Genomic DNA, 19,580 nt, shown 5'->3' on the forward strand with positions numbered 1-19,580 from the left:
CCGGCGCGGGTGCGTCCGAATCATTTTGCCCGCGTGGTTCGCGCGGGGCATGTCCCTCGCGACAGGTGACGGGTGCGGAGCCGCAAGGCGTGGCGTGGTTTAGTCTCGCATCTGGATGTCGGCCTTGTGAGGCCGATGGCCGATGGTTGCGTGTGGTGCCTTATCCGCGAGAAGCAGGGAGCGTCGTGTGCCGTTGCTTTGCTCGGGACTTACAACTGAGGTGCGCACGAGGACGATGCGCGTGAAGGCGACACGTATGAAGGCCATGCGCGCCGGTGGTCTCATGGAGACCGGGGTTATGGATTCCGGGCTCGCGCCAAGAGGCGCGCCCCGGAATGACGGCGGTGAGGTCGGAGTGCTGTGCCCCGGAATGACGGCGGGGNTTGTGTTGGATGAGCGCTGGTGCACGCGGCGCGCTCAGCCCGAGGCTGCACGCGGCGCGCTCACGCTCTAGGCGCATGCGACCAGGTTCAGGCCCGTTGCACGAAGCTGTCCACCACGCGCTTTTCGCCCGCCTTGTCGAACTGGATCGTCAGCTTATTGCCGTCCACATGGCTGACGCGGCCATAGCCGAACTTCTGGTGGAAGACGCGATCGCCCGTCGCGTATTCCGACGCGGTACCGGTGCTCTTGGCCACCAGTTCGCCCTCGATCGTGAGCGGCATGCGGCGCACGCCGCTTGGTCCCGCCTGGCCGCGGGTCGAAAAGCCACGTGGGCCGCGGGCGGCGTTGCGATCTTCGCTGGCGTCGTAACGCGACAAGCCTTCGTCGAAGCCGAACGAGCCGCGCTGCTGGCCGCGCCGCGCCTGCGCGCGCTGCCAGCCTGGCGTGCCGTAGCTGGAGCCGAACGCGGCCATCTCGTCGAAGCGCGAGGCGCCGTAGCCCCCCGAACCGCCATAGCCGCCGCCCCAGCCGGAGCCGCCCTTCGACTCGGTGATCTCGACATTGGGCGCTGGCAGCTCGTCGAGGAAGCGCGACGGAATCGTCGTCGACCACGAGCCGTGGATGCGGCGGTTGGTGGCAAAGTACAGCTTCGCGCGACGGCGGGCGCGGGTGATGCCGACATGGGCGAGGCGACGCTCCTCCTCGAGTCCGGCGCGGCCCTGTTCGTCCAGCGCGCGCTGATGCGGAAACAGCCCTTCCTCCCAGCCCGGCAGGAACACGTTGTCGAATTCCAGGCCCTTGGCCGAATGCAGCGTCATCAGCGACACCGCGTCCTCGTCGGTGCCGCCGTCGCGGTCCATCACCAATGCGATGTGTTCGAGGAAACCTTGCAGGTTCTCGAACTCCTCCATCGAGCGGACCAGTTCCTTCAGGTTGTCGAGGCGGCCTTGCGCATCAGCGGAGCGGTCCTTCTGCCACATCTCGGTGTAGCCGCTCTCGTCGAGCACGATCTCGGCCAGTTCGGTGTGCGGGATGTTGCCGGACTGCTGGCGCCAGCGCTCGAAATTCTCGATCACCGTGCGCAGCGAGCCGCGCGCCTTCGGCTTCAATTCGTCGGTGGTGACGATGGCGGCGGCGGCGTCGTAGATCGAGATCTTCTGTCGGCGGGCATGATCGTGCAGCAGCTGCACGGTAGCGTCGCCGATGCCGCGCTTCGGCACATTGACGATGCGCTCGAAAGCGAGGTCGTCGGCGGACGAGTTGATGACGCGGAGGTAGGCCAGCGCATCGCGGATTTCCGCGCGCTCGTAGAAACGCGGGCCGCCGATCACGCGGTAGGGCAGGCCAAGGGTGACGAAGCGGTCTTCGAACTCGCGCATCTGGAACGAGGCGCGCACCAGGATGGCGATCTCGTTCAGCGCCTCGCCCTGGCGCTGCAACTGCTCGATCTCCTCGCCGATGGCGCGGGCTTCCTCCTCGGAGTCCCACGCGCCGGTGACGGTGACCTTCTCGCCGTCCTCGTCCTCGGTACGCAGCGTCTTGCCGAGGCGGCCCTCGTTGTGGGCGATCAGGTGCGAGGCGGCGGCGAGGATGTGGCCGGTGGAACGGTAGTTGCGTTCGAGGCGGATCACCTTGGCGCCAGGGAAGTCGTGCTCGAAGCGCAGGATGTTGTCGACCTCGGCGCCGCGCCAGCCGTAGATCGACTGGTCGTCGTCGCCGACGCAGCAGATGTTCTTAGGATGGGGCTGCGGCGAGGGGACTGACGTGGTGGCAGCATGGGCCCTGGGCTCATGCGTCTTGGCTTCATCCTTCGAGGCGCGGCTGCGCCATTCCTCGGGATGAGGGGCGAAGGGATCGCTGTCGGGTTGCGCGGCCGTCGCGTCGTCCGGGTGGATGTCGAATGGGATGTCGTCATTCTGGAGCGCACCGTGAGGTGCGGGCCCGGACTCCCTAACCCCTGTCTCGCTTGTTTCACTCACACCGGGGTTATGGAGTCCGGACAGCCGTTGCGCGGCTTCCGGAATGACAGCAGCACTCGGCGCCTGCGCGAGCAGTCGCAGCCACAAATACTGCGCGACGTTGGTGTCTTGATATTCGTCCACCAGGATGTAGCGGAAGCGGTGCTGGTATTGGCGTAGCACGTCCGGGTGCTCGCGGAAGATGCGGATGTTCTCCAGCAGCAGGTCGCCGAAGTCGGCGGCGTTCAGCGTCTTCAGCCGCTCCTGATAGAGCGTGTAGAGCCGTCCGCCCTTGCCGCCCGCGAACGCCTGGCCTTCGCCGGCCGGCACCTGCGAAGGCGCCAGGCCGCGGTTCTTCCAGCCGTCGATCAACCCCGCCAGCACCCGTGCCGGCCAGCGCTTCTCGTCGATGTTCTCGGCTTGCAGCAGCTGCTTCAGCAGGCGGATCTGGTCGTCCACGTCGAGCACTGTGAAGTTCGACTTCAGCCCGGCGAGCTCGGCATGGAAGCGCAGGATGCGGCCGCCGATCGAATGGAAGGTGCCGAGCCAGGGCATGCCTTCGACGGCTTGGCCGACCATCTGGCCGACGCGCTGCTTCATCTCGCGCGCGGCCTTGTTGGTGAAGGTCACCGACAGGATTTCGTGCGGCCGGGCGCGGCCGCTGGAGAGGATGTGGGCGATGCGCGCGGTCAGCACGCGGGTCTTGCCGGTGCCCGCGCCGGCCAGCACCAGCACCGGGCCTTCCAGCGTCTCCACAGCATCGCGTTGTTCCGGATTGAGGCCGGTCAGGTACGACGGAGGCCCGCCCGCCATGGCCGCGCGCGCGCGCGCGGCAATGCCGCCGGCGGCGGGCCGGTGTTCGGGGATGACATCGCGATCGAGGTCACCACGGTCGATGCCGTACGGCTGCTTGAGGGGATCAGCCAACGATCCGCAAATCCCTGATTGTCATGCGGTTGATTCTCATGCTCTGAAAATGGCACTTGGCGACGCCATTTGCGAGGGCTTGCGCCCCTGCATGTGGGCTGCATTAGAGCATGCCGCGCGGCAGGGAACCGCGCGGAGGCAGGGCTGTGGACGATGCTGCCAGTTACGGCCAGCGCAGGCGCAGGCCAAGGCGGCCGGTGACATCCTCGCGGCGGGNGTTATCCACCGAGGAGGTGTAGCCGGCGCTGGCGAAGGCGCTGACCTGGTCGTTGATCTGTGCCGCCACGCCGGCGCCGACCTCGACTGCTGTGCCGCGGCTCTGCACGCCGATCAGGTCGGTGACGGCGAAGGCGATGTTCCGGTTGTTGGAGAAGGTGTGCCAGAGGTTGGCCTCGAGATAGGGGCGGAGCTGCGCCGTACCGACGGTGAGGGTCGCCGGGATGCGGACGCCGAGGCGCCCGGTCAGCGTGTCGGCGCTGCCTGGGGCGACGCTGGAGAACATGTCGTTGAAGCTGTCGAACGACTGGCGCTGCCAGATCAGCTGCGCCTGCGGTTCGATGGCGACGAAGCTGTTGAGCGGGATCGGCACGCCGGTTTCCAGCGAGGCGGCGACGCCGGTTCCCGTCACCCGCCCGCCGACCTGACGATCCGAGTGCGCGTTGGCGCCGTAGAAGCTGCCCATCACCACCGCGTCCACGTACCAGTTGGCGGGGCCGATGTGGGTCCAGTAGGCGCCGACGTTGTGGCTGTCGATCGTGAGCTTGCCGGTGTGGATGTCCTGGCGGCCGAGCGCAAAGCCCTTGGTGGTGCCGTCGGCCCAGCCATAGGCATAGAACAGGCCGGCGCGGTCGTGGTGGCCGGGCGCGGACTGGAAGCGCAGGATGTCGAGGCCGGTCTGCACGCCGGCCATGGTGCCGTCGAACGAGGGGCTGACGGTGCCAGCCCAGCCCTGGATGCTGCGCGAGCCGTAGGCGCGGGCCCAGGCGGCGGGCTGGCTGCCGTCGCGGGTCAGCAGGCTCTGGTCGCCCTGGCGCTGGTGGAATGTGCCGAGGGTGGAGAGCCCGAGCTTCTGCGCCACCTGCGGCACTGCCGAATAGACCGAGACCTCTGCGCGGTAGAGCTCGACCGGTGCGGCGCCCGCGGGCGGCGGTGTCACTGATGACAGATCGGTGGCTGGCGGCGCGGGCGGGGGCGGCGGTGCTTCGGCGGCCGGCGGTGTCGGAGGCGGCGGCGCGGGCGTGACGGCTGGTGGTGCGGGCGCATTCGTGCCCGGAATCAGCGTCGAGCGCAGATACCAGTTGTCAGCGGTGCCGGCGGAGACGCCGCCGCGGAACAGCAGATATTCGTGCGCACCGGCAACCACGGCGCCGGACAGGCCGAAGGCGCCCGGCGCGGTGGTGCCGCCGTTCGTGGTCTGCACCACGAGGATGCCGTCAGCGGTGGTCAGCGCACCGGCGCCTCCCGCATTGGTGACGGTAACGGCGGTCGAGCCGGAGGCATTGCCGCCGGAGATCACCAGGCGGTCCGATGGCGAACCGTCGCCACCGAGCACACTGCGCAGATACAGCCCACCGCCATTGCCGACATAGTTGCCCTGGATGGTCAGGCTGTTGGCCGCCGTGGCGCCGCCATTGGTGAGGTTGATGACGCCCGCATTGGTGACGGTGATCGGCGGGCCGCCGGGAAACGGCGTGATCGACGCGTTGGCGCCGTTGCCCGCGAGCAGGCTGGTGCCCGACGCGATCGACATGTTGCCGGTGATCGAGGTCTGCAGCGTCAGCGTGCCGGTGTTGACGAAGGTGTCGGCGAAGGTGCCGGAGCCCGCCCAGGTCCAGTCGCTGCCTTCCATCGTCAGCGTCTGGAAATTCGTGAATGCGTTATCGACGGTGCCGGAGCCTTGCAGCCGGACCTGGTTGCTGCCGCCGCCGCCATTGGCGAGGCCAACGACCTGCGAGCCGGTCTGCAGGATGAAGTTGATGTTGCCGGTGCCGCCCGCCAGCGCCTGGCCGCTGTTGCCGGCGATCAGGCCGGCATTGACGATGGTGGTCGCGCCGTTGAGCGTGCGGATCGCAGGCCCCGCCTGGCTGATGATCTTGCCGCCGGGAAGGTTCTCGATGCGCGCGGTGAATGAGGAGCCCGCAGTGTTGGAGAACACGCCGTCGGAGTTGGCGCCGCGCGCTTCGATCGTGCCGCTGTTGCGCAGCACGTTGGCGTTGCCTTGCATGTAGACGGTGTTGTTCGCCACGCCGGCCAACGTACCGCCGGTGGTCAACAGCGTGCCGGTGTTGGTGATGGTGGCGAACTGTCCGGCGGAGTAGATCGCGCGGGCCTGCGAGCCGGAGGTCGTGATCGTGCCGCTGTTGTTGAAGGTATTGCTGTCGCCGGTTTGGACATAGAGTCCGTACGATTGCGGGCCCGATGTCGTGATGGTGCCGGTGTTGGTCAGCGTGTTGTTGTTGTGCTGTGTGGCGCCAGTAATGGCGAGGCCACGCGACTGGCCGTTCAACGTCGTGATGGTACCATTGTTCACCAACGTATTGCCGCTGCTGCTGGCGGCGATCGCGTTGGTGTTGGCGCCGGTGGTGTTGATCACGCCGGTTGCGCCGTTGGTGAAGATGTTGCCGTCACCACTGCCGAAGATGCCAGTGCCCCCGCCGCTGATAGTCAACGTGCCGTTGTTGGTGGCGGTGCTGCTGGAGACAAGGTCGATGGCGGTCGCGCCGGCGCCCGGTGTGATACCGGCACCACTCAAGATGTTGACGGTGACGTTGGAACTGCCCGCGGCGGCAGCAACGCCAGCCGGTGAGGGATTGGGCGCCGAGGTATCGCAGGTGACCGTCTGACCGCTTGCTGGTGCGAGGTTGTCGCAGGCCGCGAACGCTTGCGTACCGAACAGCAGACAGCCGCCGCTCAGTGCCGTACACGACAGAATTGCGGCCAGACGCGATGACACCATGTGCGCCCCAAACATGTAGTCCCCCAAATCTCAGAACGAAGCTAACGGTCAGGTTGATGTCCGTCGCTTACCGAGCACCGCCGCGCTTAACGCAAGCTCAGCGACACCGCCCCAACTTGAAACAACTTGCGCCGAGTTGTGACGTCGTTGCCACAGGCGGAACCGTAAGCTGCATTGCGTCGATTCACATCCTCCGCGTGCATTGTATCGCCGTACCGCGGATGTGCAACTGCGGAGCAGTGCGCGCCTCCAATGCCCGCCGCTGTCCGTGCATTTCGTTCCTCAAGCAACGGAAGATTTGATGTTGTGTCAGCGCGGAACGTTCGTCTCTGTCATCGGGTTGTCGCATCGATGATCGTCGCGAATGGCGATGCTGTTGTTCGGGACGATGCCTATGAGTGAGGAAGAACCATGCTGGGTTGGGTGCTGACATTCCTGATTGTTGCGCTGATCGCAGGCGTGCTCGGTTTTACCGGAATCGCGGGCGCATCGATTGAAATCGCCAAGGTGATCTTCTTTATCGCGGTGATCCTGTTCCTGGTCTCGGTGGTGTTCGGCATGTTCCGAGGCCGTGGATCGGCAGGTTAACTGACCTGACCGCATGGCGCCCAAACCTCACGACGCGTCATTCCGGGGCGCGAGCAAAGCTCGCGAGTCCGGAAGCCATAACCCCTGTCTGTATGAGACGACGGGCGCATATGTCTGTGCGCACAGGGCCTTCAGGCACACCTTGGCGTGCGCTGCTTGAAGAGGGATCATCCGCAATAACGCACGTCTGGCCACGAGCGCAGAAAACACCATCGGCACAGGGGTTATGGATTCCGGACAGCCGCTGCGCGGCTTCCGGAATGACGGGAGAGGTTGGGGATATGCGTCATCACCCGCGCAGTCATCCTGATCAAGACAAGGAGAAGCACCTCATGGTGAGGAACATCGCGAAGCGATGCGTCTCGAACCATGAGGCGAAGCGCTCTTGAGGGCGCCGCGATGGGATGAGGCCCATGCCGAAGTTGCGCCGTTAGCGCGCGCTTGCCCGCTGCTGTGTGGCCGCCTTCACCGGCATGGCGATGCGGCGGCCGACATCGGCCGGATGCGGTACGGCAGCGTGAACCTTGGTAATCGCCTGCAGGCGCTCGGCGATGTCGGTGGGGAAGGGCGCCACTTTGCGCACATTCATGTCGATGTGCAGCGTCATGTTCTCGGATGTCGCCGATAGCCAGCCTTCGGTGGCGTGGCGGAGCTCCTCGAAATAGTGGATGCGTTTTTCGTCGGCGGCGATGATCTGCACAGTCACCTGCAACGGATCGCCAAGATGCACCTCGCGGATGTAGCGCACATGGCATTCGGCGGTCATGGTCGAGCAGTTGCGCTCCTTCAGGTAATTGACGCCGATGCCGATCGCGTCGAACAGGTGATCCAGCGAGCGATCGAAGATCACGTTGTAATAGGCCATGTTGAGATGGCCGTTGTAATCGATCCACTGCGGATCGATCTGCATCGGCTTGCACGGAAACGGCGCAAGGAGGGCCGTCAGTTCACTCAAGGGTAGCAAGTCTCTCGTCATGTCGTCTCGTCCCGAATTCGTCTCGAACTGTGCGGTTCGACGTTCTCTTCGTGGCTGCGAAGGGCTTGAAAGAAGAACGTTCGCACCGGACCCGCACGCGGTCTGTTCTTGTTTGCGGTTCCGATACCTTATACATCGTTTGCAACGATGACCAAGGTGTCGAGGAGGCGCGGCCGTGGGACCAATCGCAGCGAATGTGATGCGTGCCGATGTCCAGCGGGCGGATGCAGGCGCGCTTGCCTGCGCATTGGACTCGCTCGCCGCGCGTTTCGGCAACCGCCTCGTCAGATCGCAGGCGGTGCGCGAGCAGCACGCGCACACATTGTCGTGGCTGCCGCGGCAGCCGCCGGACGGCGTGGTGTTCGCGCAGAACACGACTGATATCCAGGATGTGGTGCGCATCTGCGCGCGGCACAAGGTGCCGGTCATCCCCTACGGCACCGGCACTTCGCTCGAAGGCCAGGTCAATGCGCCCGCGGGCGGCATCTGCATCGACATGCGCGACATGAACCGGCTGATCGCCGTGCATGCGGACGACCTCGATTGCGTGATCGAGCCCGGCATCACCCGCAAGACGCTGAACGAGCTGTTGCGTGACCAGGGGCTGTTCTTCCCGATCGATCCCGGCGCGGATGCCTCGATCGGCGGCATGGCGGCGACGCGCGCGTCGGGCACCAATGCGGTGCGCTACGGCACCATGCGCGACAACGTGGTGGCGATGAAGGTGGTGCGCGCCGATGGTGCGATCGTCAACACCGCATCGCGGGCGAAGAAGTCGTCGGCGGGTTACGATCTGACGCGGCTGTTCGTCGGCTCGGAAGGTACACTCGGCGTGATCGCCGAACTGACCATCCGCCTGCACGGCATTCCGGAGACGATCGCGGCGGCGTCGTGTTCTTTCCCGACCGTGGATGCGGCCTGCCGCGCGACGATCATGGCGATCCAGACCGGCATTCCGCTGGCGCGGATCGAACTGCTGGATGAGGTGCAGATCAAGGCCAGCAACGCCTACTCGAAGCTGTCGCTGCCGGAGACGACATTGCTGCTGCTCGAGTTCCATGGCTCCGACGCGGAGGTGGCGGCGCAATCGGAGCGCTTCGGTGAGATCGCGCGCGACTGCGGTGGCGGCAACTTCGAATGGACGACGAAGGCGGAGGATCGTACGCGGCTGTGGCAGGCGCGGCATGATGCCTATTGGGCGGCGCGCGGCATCCGCCCCGGCACCGAGAGCGTGACGACGGACGTGTGCGTGCCGATCTCGCGGCTGGCGGAATGCGTCACCGAGACCCAACGCGACCTGCGCGAGAGCCGGCTCGTCTCACCGATCGTCGGCCATGTCGGCGACGGCAACTTCCACACCATCCTGCTCTGTGACATGACCGATGCCGATGAGCTGAGGCGCGCCGAAGGTTTCCTTCATCGCCTGGTCGAGCGCGCGCAGGCGATGGACGGCACCTGCACCGGCGAGCACGGCATCGGCCAGGGCAAGCAGGATTATCTGAAGGGTGAACTCGGCCCCGGGGCGATCGAGACCATGCGCATGCTCAAGCGCGCGCTCGATCCCGACAACATCTTTAATCCTGGCAAGATTTTGCCGCCGGAGTGAGCTCTGGAGGGGTGAGATTGGGCTAAGGCGTGAGGCCCGGCCTTGACGTGAAGGCATTTTCAGTACGCCGCAATTTCAATACGCCGTATCCATAACCCCGTGCCGATGGTGTTCTCTGCGCTCGCGGCAAGACGTGCTTGTTGGCGAGGGTCCTTCTTCAAGTGTGACGCGCAAGTTTGTATGTCACCTGCCGGGATTGGCCGGGATCATCTGGGATTTCTCGGGAAGTGGCCGAACCACGCGGGTTTCTCGGGTGTCTGGCGGTCGGCGCACCCACACCTTGCCGCGCAAGTTCAAATGACGCCGCCGGCGGGCCATCCCGGAAAAAGCTAAGCGGATTCAAGGAACGCTCCGGCGAAGTCGGACAAAATCCGCCGCCGCGCGTAACGAGTGTCCGACTTAGGTTCAATCGCGAGTTAAAAGCGGTTCTAGCAGCTTTCTGGGATTCGGCGCGGACGAACCCGGCCGGGAACCCGGACAAGAAGTCGGACAACCAACGAGCTACAAACCCGCTCATTCGTCGGCCCCTTCCAGGGCCGCAGGCATCTCGCCAGGGCGATAGGCAAAGCCTGGGTCGATGCCGGCCGGAACACGCACCGTCCGGACACCATTGGCGGTGTTGATGGTGTGGGTCACCATGCGGCTTCGCGGGGCCTCCTCAGACACCTCCAGCCCGTAGCGCTCCAGATCGCGCTCGTTGAGGCTCTGGACGGAGCAGTGGCAGAACCAACCGTTTGGCGGATAGTGCGTCTGCCACCAGGGATCGTCCACCGGCAGCACCGTGTTGTGCCACGCCTGATGCTCTGGCCTCGGGTTCTTCTGGCCCTCCAGATGGACATAGCGCAGGTACGGCCGCTGCTTCTTCACCCGCTGGATTTGCTCCCAGCGGCCGGCGGCGTAGGCCGTGCTCATGTTGGTGTCGAAGATGACGCGGCTGCGCCAGCCGCGCGATCCGTTGTAGCTCCAGCCGTGTTCGGCGACGATCCGGTCGAAGTCCTTTCGGAAGTCCTCGATCGTGGTCCCGTCGGCTATGGCGCGATCGACGGCTGCGCGGAAGTCGCGCAGGATATCATCGGTCTGCGCACCGGCAACCATGAAGCCCGCCGAATGCTCCTGCTCCCATAGGTCGGTCCAGGCTCGCGTCGGTACGTTGACCTTGCGCCGAAGGAAGTCGATCGCCTCGCGCGGATTGGTGGAGAATGGCCGCACCTCGGCATTCAGCACGAAGGGCGCGCCGCAGCCGCAGCCACAAGTGTTTGGGAAAGCCGGAACGCCGTGGGCTTTAAGCACCTTTATAGCTCCTTCCCGGCGGCACGATTCCGACATACTCGCCGCCGAACTCGGCCACCCAGGCTCTCGCGATCTCTTCCTCCGGAAAAAGAAAGACGAGGGCTTTCAGATACTCTGGCGAGCGCCGCGCCATCCCTATCGTTTTGTACTCGATGCCTTGCTTTTGCGCGAACTTAAGAATGCGATCCATTTCGACGCCGAAGCCGAGTTCGGGGATCACGCGCTTCACCCCGTGGTTATAGGTGCGGCGGTCAGGCCTGCGCGGAATGAGGTGCGTGAGCTCGGGCATCAGCGCTATTTACCGTCAACCCCGACACCCTGGGCGCCGGACTGCTTCCACTCGTCCGTGATATCGAGGTCGAAATCCTCTCCATTAAATGGCGAGCGAGCTCGCATCACTTTCGCGTCGGACTGCGAAGGTCGGCGCTCTCTTGCCTGCGCGATCAGCTCGTCAGCAAGCCGCGTGCTGGGCCACGTCTGCCCTTCGGTCGCGTGCAGATACGCCCAATCGACCAACCCCCTCAGAAAGTCGTCGTCCATGGCCTCAGTCATCGTCGTTCTCGTGTTGAGATTGGTTCGGTCAGGTGCGTCTACGTTGGAGCAGATGTTCGCGCAGAACGTCAAGTTGTTGCCGTTGCGTTGGCGAAAAGCGCTCGTCACCTTGCCTATAGTGCCTGTAGGAGGATTGAAGTGCTCGCTCGTTCCGTCGCTCGAAGGCTAACGCGATCTCACCATGACGGAGCATGTCCATGAATGACGGACGCCAGTCCTCGATAGCCCCCTTTGGCCGTGTGATACCTTTGATCCCGTTCGTCATGGCATCAACGTACATCTTTCCGTGAACTTCGCACATGAACCGGACGCGGCCGGGCTTTCCGTCGAAGCGTCGCTCCGGGTCTTGCGTCGTTGGCCATGTCGGTTGCCAAATCGAAAAGTGAGCCGGATGGCTGCACCATCTCCACTCGCAGTATGGTCGCTCAGTACAGTTGCACCAGGCCATCGTGGGTCACGACTTAAATAACCTCGCCCGGACGGCGCAATCTTTGGCCTCCAGCAGCTTTCGAAGAGCGCTGGTACGCTCGGAGTTGCGAGGAAGCGTTTCGCACAACGTCTGAGCCAAATCGCTAAATGGCTTGCTGTGCTGCTGCAGGTTGGGCTGCAGATGTTCGTAGGCGAAGAATTGAAGCAAAGGTTCATCATGCATTTAAACATCTCCTGCGTTCAACCGCGCAAGCTCAACTCACCCATTGAAGATGCGAGACGAGCCACCATAGCCCGAGGCCGGCGGCGCCAAACAGCGCTATGATGCCGATGACAGCAAGACCGAAAATCCACGGGAGCCAACCGAAATCGATATCGTACATCGATTAATCCTCCATCACGGAAAACTCGCCATCGTCCGCGTCGTCGTCACCGTGATCGCGATATGGGAGCGCAGGCGTCGCATACTTTCGCTCTGCATGCCGCATCACCGTGGCCTCATCAGTGAGTGTGAACGAGAAGATCGACGCGCCGCCATAGTAGTGTGTGACCCACTCGATCTTTGGCCTCGCCGGCGTGCGGTCGGCGGCATCGAACAGTGTCGGCTCCGGCGTGATGCTGGGCACATCGATCCGCAACATCTTCGAGCCAAAGCGCTCTTCCTCACGCGCTCGGCCGACGTGCCGGCGGTGGCCGAATATCTCGACAATCGCCCAGGCGAAACCGTCCTCCGCCGCCTCGGTTTGCGTAATTATGTCATGCTCGTTCAACATCGTTTCAATCCTCCGCAATGTCAGCCCGGCCGGTCAGGTTGGCGATGACGCGCGCCATACGCATCAGGCCCGCAAGGTTCTTCTCGGCCGCTCCGGGTTTGAACTTCTTCAGTTCCTCCTTCACCTGTTCGAAGGTCGAGCACCGCTCGATGACGGTGCGCACCTCGTCGAACAGCGCGTCGGTCGCGTCCGCGCACAGCTCCTCTGCGTGGCCGGCAAGCGCCTTGATGGCGTCGTCACTGGCACGCGCGGGATTGGCCGCATTCATCGCGAAGCCGTAAGGCGACGGCTGCACCGGCGCGGTCAACAATTCCGCCCCGGGGTCCGGCTCGCCGAAGCCCAGCAGGTCGCGCATGTCCGACTGTTGCACCTTCAGGCCCATCGGGACGAGCTTCGTCACGCTCTCGACGATGAACTTGCCGTCGCGCTGCTCGCCACGGCCGATGCGGATGCGTGGATACTTCTTCTGCGGCCCGAATTCGAGGTCGATCCATGGGCGCACCAGATCGCGGTTGAGGATCGCCGACAGCGACTTTGCGTCGGCGCGCTCGATGTCCTCTTGCACCTTGCGATGCTCCTGGCCGACCGCATGGCCGCCGGCGATCGCATCGGTGGTCGCGGTCTGGCCGAGTACGGCTTTCGACACCTGCTGGTCGAACCAGTCGGCGCGCTCTTTGTAGAGCACATGGCTTGCGCCCACATCGCCGGCCTTGATGAACTCGATGGCCATGGACTCGGGGATGATCGCCGCCATGTCGCCGGCGATGTTGGCGACGGCGCGAAACAGCGTCGCCTTGTCCTGTTCGGTGGCGCCGGCCGGATACTTGCCGACGCGAACCGGCTGGCCAAACGTCTGCGCGAAAATCGCCCAATCGCGCAGTGTGAACGCCTTGAACATCCACGACCAGGTGGCAAGCCGCGCGATGCCGGATCGCACCGGCAAGCCGGACTTCGCGCGGATCACCGCGACGATGAACTTGAACGGCTCCAGCCGCACGTCGCCGCGCGATGTGCGCAGCAGTGGTGCCGTGCCATCGTTCTGGTCGAACCGGAACCAGCGCTGATCACGACGCTCAAGCCGCAGCGGCTGCCATTGACCATCAGACGTATCCCAGATGATTTCGGTAAAGCTGATGCCTTTGCCGATCGCATCGAGGATGTCGAACAACTCGTCTTGCAGCTCGTCGCGGCCGAGCCAGTTGCGCACCATATCGGCGTGCTTCACATGCTCTGGATCGTCGGAGGCTGCATCAACCAGGATGTCGAGCTGCGCGACCGATCGCTTCCGGGTGCCGAGCACGCCGGTATAATGCATGTCGCGTTCTTCGATCTGTTCTGCTAGCTCGAAATAGCGCAGCGGCTCGGCGTGATCCGCCTCGCGCAGGAGGGTGGCAAGCCGTCGCGGATTGAGCCCGTCGGCCGGATAATCGGAGAACGGCGAGCGGACGCCGGTCACCGATGGGCCGGCGATTTCCTGTTTCAGCACATCGCGCCGGATCGGCTGGCCGTTCGGGCCGTAGAGGATCGGCTTGTCAGCCATGGCGTGGCGGCTCCTGCTTTCGCGTGACGGCCGGTTGCAGCCACAACGTCAGCGCGTGATGCAGCTCGTGCCAGGCGCGGTTGGCGGCGAACCGCAGTTCGTGTGCTTCGCGCAACGCTCCGCCCGTCGCAGCGCCTAATGCTGCATCGGAAAGCGCAGAGAGCGTTCGCATCGCGGTGGACGTCTGTTCGGCGAGTGCAAGCACCGACACCTGCTGCCGTGCGAACAGCGAAATACAGCCATCGCAGATGTGCGCGGTGTCCGGCCCTGGTGCTGCGATCATCCGGCCGACCTCGTTTTTGCCCTTGCCGCAGAAGTTGCAATAAATCGCGGTGGAGAAACGTTCACGCATGGACACGCTCCGGCGTACAAAAGGTGCAGCGCTTCGCCTCGGCCATCATCTTGTCAGTCGCGCGCTTGTCGGCGACGATCTGCACGGCGATATCGACGCACTCGTCGCAGATGTAGACGAGCGGGCCGGCCACCATCACCTCGGCCTCGTGCTGGCTCTTGCCGCAGAAGTTGCAGTAGAAAAGCGTCTTGGCCATCACGTCGTGCCTCTCAGTTGTGCACCGAGTGGCTGACGCCACCAGTCGCGCCCCTCATCTTCGCCGCCCAGCCAGCCCTCGTCCGCTGCCTCGGTCGCGGCGGATGTGTATGCCGACTCCCAGATCTGCGAGAGCGTCTGCGCATAGGCGAGCACGAGGCCGATGGCGAAGTCGCCGTGCCGTTTTTTGTCGTCGGTACCGGTGTTGCGTTGCTCCGGCACGCGTGGAACGCCGCGCACCATCTTGACCATTGCCAAATCGTTGCCGAGATCGGCGTCCTTCGGGATTAGGATGTTGGCGTCTTCGAACGCCGCTTTCAGCGGCGGGAAATTCTCCAGATACCATGCCTCGTTGGGCTTGACCTGTTCGATGCGTTGCTCGCCGTACCGCTGCGCTGCGACTTCGGCGAGATAGGCTCCGTTGCCGGTGGCATCCATCTTGCCCCCGATAAACCGTGGAAGCCGATCGCAGATAAAGAACAACACCTGCTTTTGCTGTTCGAACGGGATATTGCGCATTTCGACGACGAACGGCACGGTACGCTTCAGCGTACGGCCGATCTCGATCGGCACGATGTCCGACATGTCCCGTTTGCGGGCAAAGTCCTGGCCGAAGCCATGTTGCCGGTCCGGATCAAGCGCCTTTAAAGGCGCTTCAAGAGTCTCTTCGCACCAGCCTTTGATATCGGTCTCACGGGCCTCCTTCGACAGGAAGGTGAAGCTATCCGGACGCTCCAGCCGGAACACCGGCAAGTCGCCGAGCATCCTGGCTTCGATCAATGCGCGCGGCAGGTAGACGCCACCACCTTTCGACGGTACGCAGAACAGCTCCTCGTCGGCGGCCTCGCCGTAGAACGAGACGATGCTATTGCGCCATCTCGCTTCCGCCTCGGGCGACCACTCCTTGCGCGTGACCAGACAGATTCGTTGATAGAGACCATCCTGCAGCGCTTCGTCGAACGTGAGCCGCATCAGCTCGTACGGTACGCGCTTGGCGCGAATGTCCTCGATCAGCTTGTTGAAGTCGTTGTCCTCGCCAAAGTGCGTTGAGATCACCAGCACCTTGCCGCCCCACACCAGCAGCGCTAGCGCAGCCGCAAGCAATGCCTTCAAGTCGTCGTGGAACGCGGCCTCATCGACAATCACATAGCCCTGGCGGCCACGCAGCGAGCGGGGCTTGGAAGAGAGCGCGACAATCTCGAAGCCCGACGCAAAGGCAATCCGGAATGCCTTGATGTTGGAGTCGGGTTCTCCGTCGTCGAAGATGAACTCCTCGACGCCGGCGTCAGTCACGGCTTGGTTGAACGCCCGCGCCCACATCGCACACACGTCGATGAACTCGCGGGCCATGTCGAGGTTGTAGCCGATGTAAAGGGTGTCCATGCCCCCGGCGGTCTTGTTGGCGGCCGAGGTCAGCACCGCATCGGCGCCGGCCGCCCAAGTGACTCCCGTGCGCCTGGATTTCTCGATCACGGTCACTGCGTGTTGCGCCGTGGTTGCGAGCAATCGCTTCTGATACGGGATAAGCACATCTGGGATGCTGCCCGCATCTAATGCGAGCTGCGCGCCGGCGAGCATACCGGCGCGCCGGATTTCGATCCACTCTTGCTCGGTAACCAGGCGCGCGCTCGTCAAGGCCGCGCCTCCGGTTTGTCAATACCGAGAATCTTTGAGCGAATGTCGGCTACGGTTTCGGCCGAAAGGCCCTTTTGCTTTGCGACCTGATCGACGGCCTTCACCGCTTTCGCCTTCAGGTCGGCCTCGATCTTGCGGCGGCCGTCCGCGCTGATGCGCTTGGCTTCCTCCGCGTGCTTCAGCGCGCGTGAAGTCGCCATCAGCATCATGGCGGTGTCACCGTCGGCACTCAGTTCGCCGGCGTTGCCGAGCATTTCGGCGATCAGCGTCTTCAGCGTCTCGGCCACCATCAAGGTGAGCGACTCGTCACCGGCTTCCTCGAGCTTCGGCGCGATCACCGCCGCGATCTGCCGCGTCTCTTCGAGACGGCGGCTCATGATCGCGATCCGCAGCGCGGTGCGGTTGAACGCCGAGCGCGAAATGACCGGCGGATCGGTGATGCCGTTGGCAAGTGCCGCGACCTTCAATCGCGCATTGAAGCCGTCGAGAATGTCGAGCTGGCTAAGCTTGCGCTCCTTCAGTTGCTCGAACGCCCACACCTTGGCCTCGTCGGCCCATTCCGGCAGCGTATCGATCGCCGACAGGCGTCCGCGTTTGGCTCGGTCTGCCATGAGATCATCGCTCCGGCGGGCTCATCCGCTTGACGCCCTCAAGCACAAGCCGGCGCTCGATGTGCTCGACACCGCGCGGCAACAGGTGCACGACAATGACAGTGCCTTGTTCGTCGCGTTTGATCGCACCCATGTCGGCAAGGTACGCAAGCTCATTGCGCACCCAGTCTCGGGTTTTCCGGATGCCGTACATTTCCAGATGATCGACCAGCGCCGAGTCGTTGCTGGCGTAGTTCATCTCATCATACAGCGTTCGCAAAATGGCGAGCCGGGCATGCTCGCGGAGGATTCTGTCGCTCATAGTCCTGCCTTCGCCTTTTCCAAAAGAACATCCTGCAGTTGATCCGAGATCGCCGCGATGGGCTTTATTCGCTCCGAGAGAACGGCGACCTCTTTGCCGAGATTGCCGACCATCCGTTCCAGGCTGGTGACGGTGGCGTGATCGGGAAGATGCTTGATGTCAGTCTCGACGCGCGTGATCCGCGTTTCGAGGCTCGCCAGCTTGCCATCGATGTCCTTAGACCGGTCGCTGATGATCGGTCGAAGAAAGGCCGCCAGCGCGATGACGATCGCAACCCAAGGCGCTAGCTGATTGATTTCGGTCATTCCCAGTCTCAGTTCGGCGGCGTCCAGCCGCACGTCGTTTGTCCATGCTCGTTGTGCGCGAGCACCTGTTCGGCGAAGGAACGATCGTTCATGACGATGTAAGCGGCGGTGGCTGGCTTCATCGTCTGCTGTTTCCAGCCATCGCAGGCGTTACCAGTGCTGGTCCGGTGGGCGCACCCAGCGAGACAGGCGCTTGTTAAGATCATCGTCGCGAAGGTTGCGAACCTCGTCATCCGTCTCGTTCCTGTTGCGAAGATTTTCCAATGATTGCTGGTCCTGGCTGGCGCGCTCGGCCGCCTTTCCCGCGCTGAAGATTTTCAGTGCCGCGATCAGCACTGTGCCGGCGACGGCGACGCCGGCGACGATCGCGCGGCCGATCTGCGACGTGGCGAACCATGCGGCGATCCTGGCGAAGGTGATCATGCGAATGATCCCTTCTCGATCGCGGCCGTCACGTCGCCGTCGAGTGCGCGGCTTGCGCGCTTGGCCTTCATGCCGGCATAGAGCGAGTAGCCGACGCCGGCGACCGCGATCACAAGGCCCGCGACCGTCAAGGCGGTGTAAAGATAGCCGATGAACTCAAACGAGCCGAGCAGCGGTTGAAGCTGCGTTTGAGCACCGGTGAGCATGCCGGTGATGCTGCCGCCGCCCAACGCCCCCTTGAGCGCGTCCTGCGCATCGACGGCCGGCAAGGCCACGTCGCTGGCGTAAGCGCGGGCGACGCCGCCTTCGAGATGCGCCGCGACCGGGGCCGGTCCAACCGAACCCATGGCCCACGCCTGGCCGATCTGCAAGAGGTTGGCGACGCGGTTCGACCAGCCCTTGCCGAACGTCGGCCACGTTTTGAGGCTCTTGAGCATCCCCAGGCGCCGCGACAGCATGTCGGCAATCAGGGCATCATGGTCGGGATGCGCGTGGACGGCTGCAAGCGTGGCCTGGCCGAGATGGCCATCAACGTCGCGCATGCCGAGCGCACGCTGCAGCCACTTCACGCTCTGGTAAGGACCGGAGTGGACCGCGCCATCGAACACGGTTACATCGATGCCGGCAGGCAGCTGGTCGCCCTGGATCGGCGTCCAATACTGCGCGCGATAGATCGCGTTGCGCTCGGCGATCCACTCAGCGGTGCCGCGCATTGAAGGCGTCAGCGCGCGGCGCGGTTTACCGACGCGATCGCGATACCCGTCATAGACGCGCTGGATGATGCCTTCGAGGGTGACGCCGCCGGGATCGCTCGGATGGTTGCTGAAACCGCCCTCATAGGTCAGGACGATCTTCAGCGATCGGTCGAAGTTTTCGCGCATGGCTTCCCCGCAACGGTGGAAACCAGCAATCCCGCAATAACCCGAAATTCACGACCCTGACAGGTGTCAGCCCGGCGGGATTTTCTACAGCAGCTTGCCTTGCTTGCGGTCGGTCTTCGACTTTTGCCCGCGATGCCGCGCGCGATAGCGATGCACCGAGCGCTGCGTGACGCCCGCTTGCCGGGCGATCTCCGCTGACGACAGGTTGTCGTCGCGATCGAGCTTGTGCATGCGCTCGTGGATGGCGCGCATCACCTGCCGGTAGGTTCCTCCGACATAGAGCGGAATGTCAACCCGTTGGCCTCGCCGGCCTTCCACGGCGAAGTGGGAGCATAGGATATCGGCTTGGTGCCGGCCGATGCAGGCGACCAGCCAGTGGTTGTCGTCGGCGCGCGCCGGAAAGTAGACCCGCGTTCCGCCCGCGTGCGCGGCGATCAGGATCGCGTTGGCTTCGCCAACGAGGTCCGCAATCTCGGCCAGCACTCCGGGCAGTTTCTCGGTCATCGGGCCTTTGGGGTCCCTTTGGTCGGAACAGCGATAATGGTGACGACGACGTTCTTCACGACGACGTAGCGCAGGCCGTCGGCGACGATGTCGAAAGTGCCCGCGTTAATTCTCGCGGCCTGATTTGAGGCGCGGTTCAAGGAGCCTTCAAGCGCGGTGCGGAGCGCCTGAACGTCGAGCCCACCGGCGCGCTCCACGAAGCGCAGCAGTGCGTGATCCGAGACACGGACAAACGGATAGCTGCGGCGGTTCTGGTTCACGGCTGCTTCTCCTGGAGAGACTTCTCGAACGCGGCGCGCACCAGGCGGGCGAAGCCGGCGCCATAGTCGCGCTCGATGCGCTCATAGACGGTGATGCGCCCGGCGGCATCGGAGGCTTTGAGAACCAACAGCAT

Annotated in this window: 22 protein-coding genes and 1 pseudogene; 2 read left to right on the top strand and 21 right to left on the bottom strand. The window is 64.0% G+C overall.

The features are described 5' to 3' along the window. Positions 1 to 470: 470 nt before the first annotated feature. Both X566_RS14760 and X566_RS23985 read right to left on the bottom strand, forming a co-directional pair. Positions 471 to 3,269: an ATP-dependent helicase gene (locus X566_RS14760; RefSeq protein ID WP_409337821.1), complete on the bottom strand. Its 2,799-nt coding sequence runs from the start codon at positions 3,267 to 3,269 to the stop codon at positions 471 to 473. A 163-nt stretch (positions 3,270 to 3,432) separates the two neighbouring features. Continuing rightward, a complete protein-coding gene (locus tag X566_RS23985; protein ID WP_051444121.1) occupies positions 3,433 to 6,225 on the bottom strand; it encodes an autotransporter outer membrane beta-barrel domain-containing protein in 2,793 nt (930 codons plus the stop codon). Between the two features lie 411 nt (positions 6,226 to 6,636). Between X566_RS23985 and X566_RS24365 the strand changes: the two genes are divergently transcribed. After that, the gene (locus X566_RS24365; RefSeq protein WP_034467485.1) at positions 6,637 to 6,813 is read left to right on the top strand and encodes a DUF1328 domain-containing protein; all 177 of its coding nucleotides are present in this window, start codon (positions 6,637 to 6,639) and stop codon (positions 6,811 to 6,813) included. Positions 6,814 to 7,243: 430 nt separating this feature from the next. On the opposite strand, the gene X566_RS14775 is transcribed toward X566_RS24365, so the two are convergent. Beyond that, positions 7,244 to 7,789: a thioesterase family protein gene (locus tag X566_RS14775; protein ID WP_051444122.1), complete on the bottom strand. Its 546-nt coding sequence runs from the start codon at positions 7,787 to 7,789 to the stop codon at positions 7,244 to 7,246. Positions 7,790 to 7,988: 199 nt separating this feature from the next. Between X566_RS14775 and X566_RS14780 the strand changes: the two genes are divergently transcribed. After that, positions 7,989 to 9,395, top strand: coding sequence for an FAD-binding oxidoreductase (locus X566_RS14780; protein ID WP_034467489.1), 1,407 nt, complete (start codon positions 7,989 to 7,991; stop codon positions 9,393 to 9,395). Positions 9,396 to 9,908: 513 nt separating this feature from the next. On the opposite strand, the gene X566_RS14785 is transcribed toward X566_RS14780, so the two are convergent. The 18 genes and pseudogenes from X566_RS14785 to X566_RS25025 form a co-directional block, all read right to left on the bottom strand. Beyond that, positions 9,909 to 10,685, bottom strand: a complete 777-nt coding sequence (locus tag X566_RS14785) for a phage minor head protein (protein ID WP_160170478.1) — start codon at positions 10,683 to 10,685, stop codon at positions 9,909 to 9,911. Then, a complete protein-coding gene (locus X566_RS14790) occupies positions 10,678 to 10,974 on the bottom strand; it encodes a hypothetical protein (RefSeq protein ID WP_034467491.1) in 297 nt (98 codons plus the stop codon). Before X566_RS14790 ends, X566_RS14785 begins: the two co-directional genes overlap by 8 nt. Positions 10,975 to 10,979: 5 nt before the next feature. Then, positions 10,980 to 11,237, bottom strand: coding sequence for a hypothetical protein (locus X566_RS14795; protein WP_034467494.1), 258 nt, complete (start codon positions 11,235 to 11,237; stop codon positions 10,980 to 10,982). A gap of 454 nt (positions 11,238 to 11,691) precedes the next feature. After that, a complete protein-coding gene (locus tag X566_RS14805; RefSeq protein ID WP_034467499.1) occupies positions 11,692 to 11,889 on the bottom strand; it encodes a hypothetical protein in 198 nt (65 codons plus the stop codon). 31 nt (positions 11,890 to 11,920) lie between these two features. Then, entirely contained in the window at positions 11,921 to 12,049 is a 129-nt protein-coding gene (locus tag X566_RS25460; protein ID WP_275451021.1) for a hypothetical protein, read from the bottom strand. 3 nt (positions 12,050 to 12,052) lie between these two features. Then, positions 12,053 to 12,439 (bottom strand): hypothetical protein, encoded by a 387-nt coding sequence (locus tag X566_RS14810; RefSeq protein ID WP_034467501.1) that lies wholly within the window; start codon positions 12,437 to 12,439, stop codon positions 12,053 to 12,055. A 4-nt stretch (positions 12,440 to 12,443) separates the two neighbouring features. Continuing rightward, positions 12,444 to 13,979, bottom strand: a complete 1,536-nt coding sequence (locus X566_RS14815; RefSeq protein ID WP_034467503.1) for a DUF935 domain-containing protein — start codon at positions 13,977 to 13,979, stop codon at positions 12,444 to 12,446. Next, positions 13,972 to 14,331, bottom strand: coding sequence for a ClpX C4-type zinc finger protein (locus X566_RS14820; RefSeq protein WP_034467506.1), 360 nt, complete (start codon positions 14,329 to 14,331; stop codon positions 13,972 to 13,974). Before X566_RS14820 ends, X566_RS14815 begins: the two co-directional genes overlap by 8 nt. 90 nt (positions 14,332 to 14,421) lie before the next feature. Continuing rightward, a pseudogene (locus X566_RS25590) lies at positions 14,422 to 14,527 on the bottom strand (ClpX C4-type zinc finger protein); the annotation flags it as partial. Further along, positions 14,527 to 16,161 carry a hypothetical protein gene (locus X566_RS14830; protein ID WP_034467512.1) on the bottom strand — a complete coding sequence of 545 codons (1,635 nt, stop codon included), beginning with the start codon at positions 16,159 to 16,161 and terminating at the stop codon, positions 14,527 to 14,529. The gene X566_RS14830 and the pseudogene X566_RS25590, both read right to left, overlap by 1 nt. Next, positions 16,158 to 16,772, bottom strand: coding sequence for a DUF3486 family protein (locus X566_RS14835; RefSeq protein WP_034467514.1), 615 nt, complete (start codon positions 16,770 to 16,772; stop codon positions 16,158 to 16,160). The genes X566_RS14830 and X566_RS14835 overlap by 4 nt, the downstream gene beginning before the upstream one ends. Before the next feature lie 4 nt (positions 16,773 to 16,776). Continuing rightward, on the bottom strand, positions 16,777 to 17,073 hold the full coding sequence (locus X566_RS14840; protein WP_034467518.1) for a hypothetical protein: 297 nt from the start codon (positions 17,071 to 17,073) through the stop codon (positions 16,777 to 16,779). Beyond that, positions 17,070 to 17,411: a hypothetical protein gene (locus X566_RS14845; protein WP_152539879.1), complete on the bottom strand. Its 342-nt coding sequence runs from the start codon at positions 17,409 to 17,411 to the stop codon at positions 17,070 to 17,072. Before X566_RS14845 ends, X566_RS14840 begins: the two co-directional genes overlap by 4 nt. Positions 17,412 to 17,528: 117 nt before the next feature. After that, the gene (locus X566_RS14850; protein WP_034467523.1) at positions 17,529 to 17,801 is read right to left on the bottom strand and encodes a hypothetical protein; all 273 of its coding nucleotides are present in this window, start codon (positions 17,799 to 17,801) and stop codon (positions 17,529 to 17,531) included. Further along, positions 17,798 to 18,682, bottom strand: a complete 885-nt coding sequence (locus X566_RS14855; RefSeq protein WP_034467525.1) for a glycoside hydrolase family 108 protein — start codon at positions 18,680 to 18,682, stop codon at positions 17,798 to 17,800. Before X566_RS14855 ends, X566_RS14850 begins: the two co-directional genes overlap by 4 nt. Before the next feature lie 84 nt (positions 18,683 to 18,766). Continuing rightward, positions 18,767 to 19,186: a hypothetical protein gene (locus X566_RS23990; protein WP_051444124.1), complete on the bottom strand. Its 420-nt coding sequence runs from the start codon at positions 19,184 to 19,186 to the stop codon at positions 18,767 to 18,769. Continuing rightward, a complete protein-coding gene (locus X566_RS14865; RefSeq protein WP_034467527.1) occupies positions 19,183 to 19,446 on the bottom strand; it encodes a hypothetical protein in 264 nt (87 codons plus the stop codon). The genes X566_RS23990 and X566_RS14865 overlap by 4 nt, the downstream gene beginning before the upstream one ends. Then, positions 19,443 to 19,580, bottom strand: coding sequence for a hypothetical protein (locus X566_RS25025; protein WP_160170479.1), 138 nt, complete (start codon positions 19,578 to 19,580; stop codon positions 19,443 to 19,445). The genes X566_RS14865 and X566_RS25025 overlap by 4 nt, the downstream gene beginning before the upstream one ends.

Source organism: Afipia sp. P52-10 (genome assembly GCF_000516555.1).
Taxonomy (GTDB): domain Bacteria; phylum Pseudomonadota; class Alphaproteobacteria; order Rhizobiales; family Xanthobacteraceae; genus P52-10.

Bases quoted from the DNA above. Each gene is read 5' to 3' on its own strand.
- X566_RS24365 (WP_034467485.1), top strand. From the start codon at position 6,637: ATGCTGGGTTGGGTGCTGACATTCCTGATTGTTGCGCTGATCGCAGGC.
- X566_RS14775 (WP_051444122.1), bottom strand. From the start codon at position 7,789: ATGACGAGAGACTTGCTACCCTTGAGTGAACTGACGGCCCTCCTTGCG.
- X566_RS14780 (WP_034467489.1), top strand. From the start codon at position 7,989: ATGCGTGCCGATGTCCAGCGGGCGGATGCAGGCGCGCTTGCCTGCGCA.
- X566_RS14790 (WP_034467491.1), bottom strand. From the start codon at position 10,974: ATGCCCGAGCTCACGCACCTCATTCCGCGCAGGCCTGACCGCCGCACC.
- X566_RS14795 (WP_034467494.1), bottom strand. From the start codon at position 11,237: ATGACTGAGGCCATGGACGACGACTTTCTGAGGGGGTTGGTCGATTGG.
- X566_RS14805 (WP_034467499.1), bottom strand. From the start codon at position 11,889: ATGCATGATGAACCTTTGCTTCAATTCTTCGCCTACGAACATCTGCAG.
- X566_RS25460 (WP_275451021.1), bottom strand. From the start codon at position 12,049: ATGTACGATATCGATTTCGGTTGGCTCCCGTGGATTTTCGGTCTTGCT.
- X566_RS14810 (WP_034467501.1), bottom strand. From the start codon at position 12,439: ATGTTGAACGAGCATGACATAATTACGCAAACCGAGGCGGCGGAGGAC.
- X566_RS14815 (WP_034467503.1), bottom strand. From the start codon at position 13,979: ATGGCTGACAAGCCGATCCTCTACGGCCCGAACGGCCAGCCGATCCGG.
- X566_RS14820 (WP_034467506.1), bottom strand. From the start codon at position 14,331: ATGCGTGAACGTTTCTCCACCGCGATTTATTGCAACTTCTGCGGCAAG.
- X566_RS14835 (WP_034467514.1), bottom strand. From the start codon at position 16,772: ATGGCAGACCGAGCCAAACGCGGACGCCTGTCGGCGATCGATACGCTG.
- X566_RS14840 (WP_034467518.1), bottom strand. From the start codon at position 17,073: ATGAGCGACAGAATCCTCCGCGAGCATGCCCGGCTCGCCATTTTGCGA.
- X566_RS14850 (WP_034467523.1), bottom strand. From the start codon at position 17,801: ATGATCACCTTCGCCAGGATCGCCGCATGGTTCGCCACGTCGCAGATC.
- X566_RS14855 (WP_034467525.1), bottom strand. From the start codon at position 18,682: ATGCGCGAAAACTTCGACCGATCGCTGAAGATCGTCCTGACCTATGAG.
- X566_RS23990 (WP_051444124.1), bottom strand. From the start codon at position 19,186: ATGACCGAGAAACTGCCCGGAGTGCTGGCCGAGATTGCGGACCTCGTT.
- X566_RS25025 (WP_160170479.1), bottom strand. From the start codon at position 19,580: ATGCTGTTGGTTCTCAAAGCCTCCGATGCCGCCGGGCGCATCACCGTC.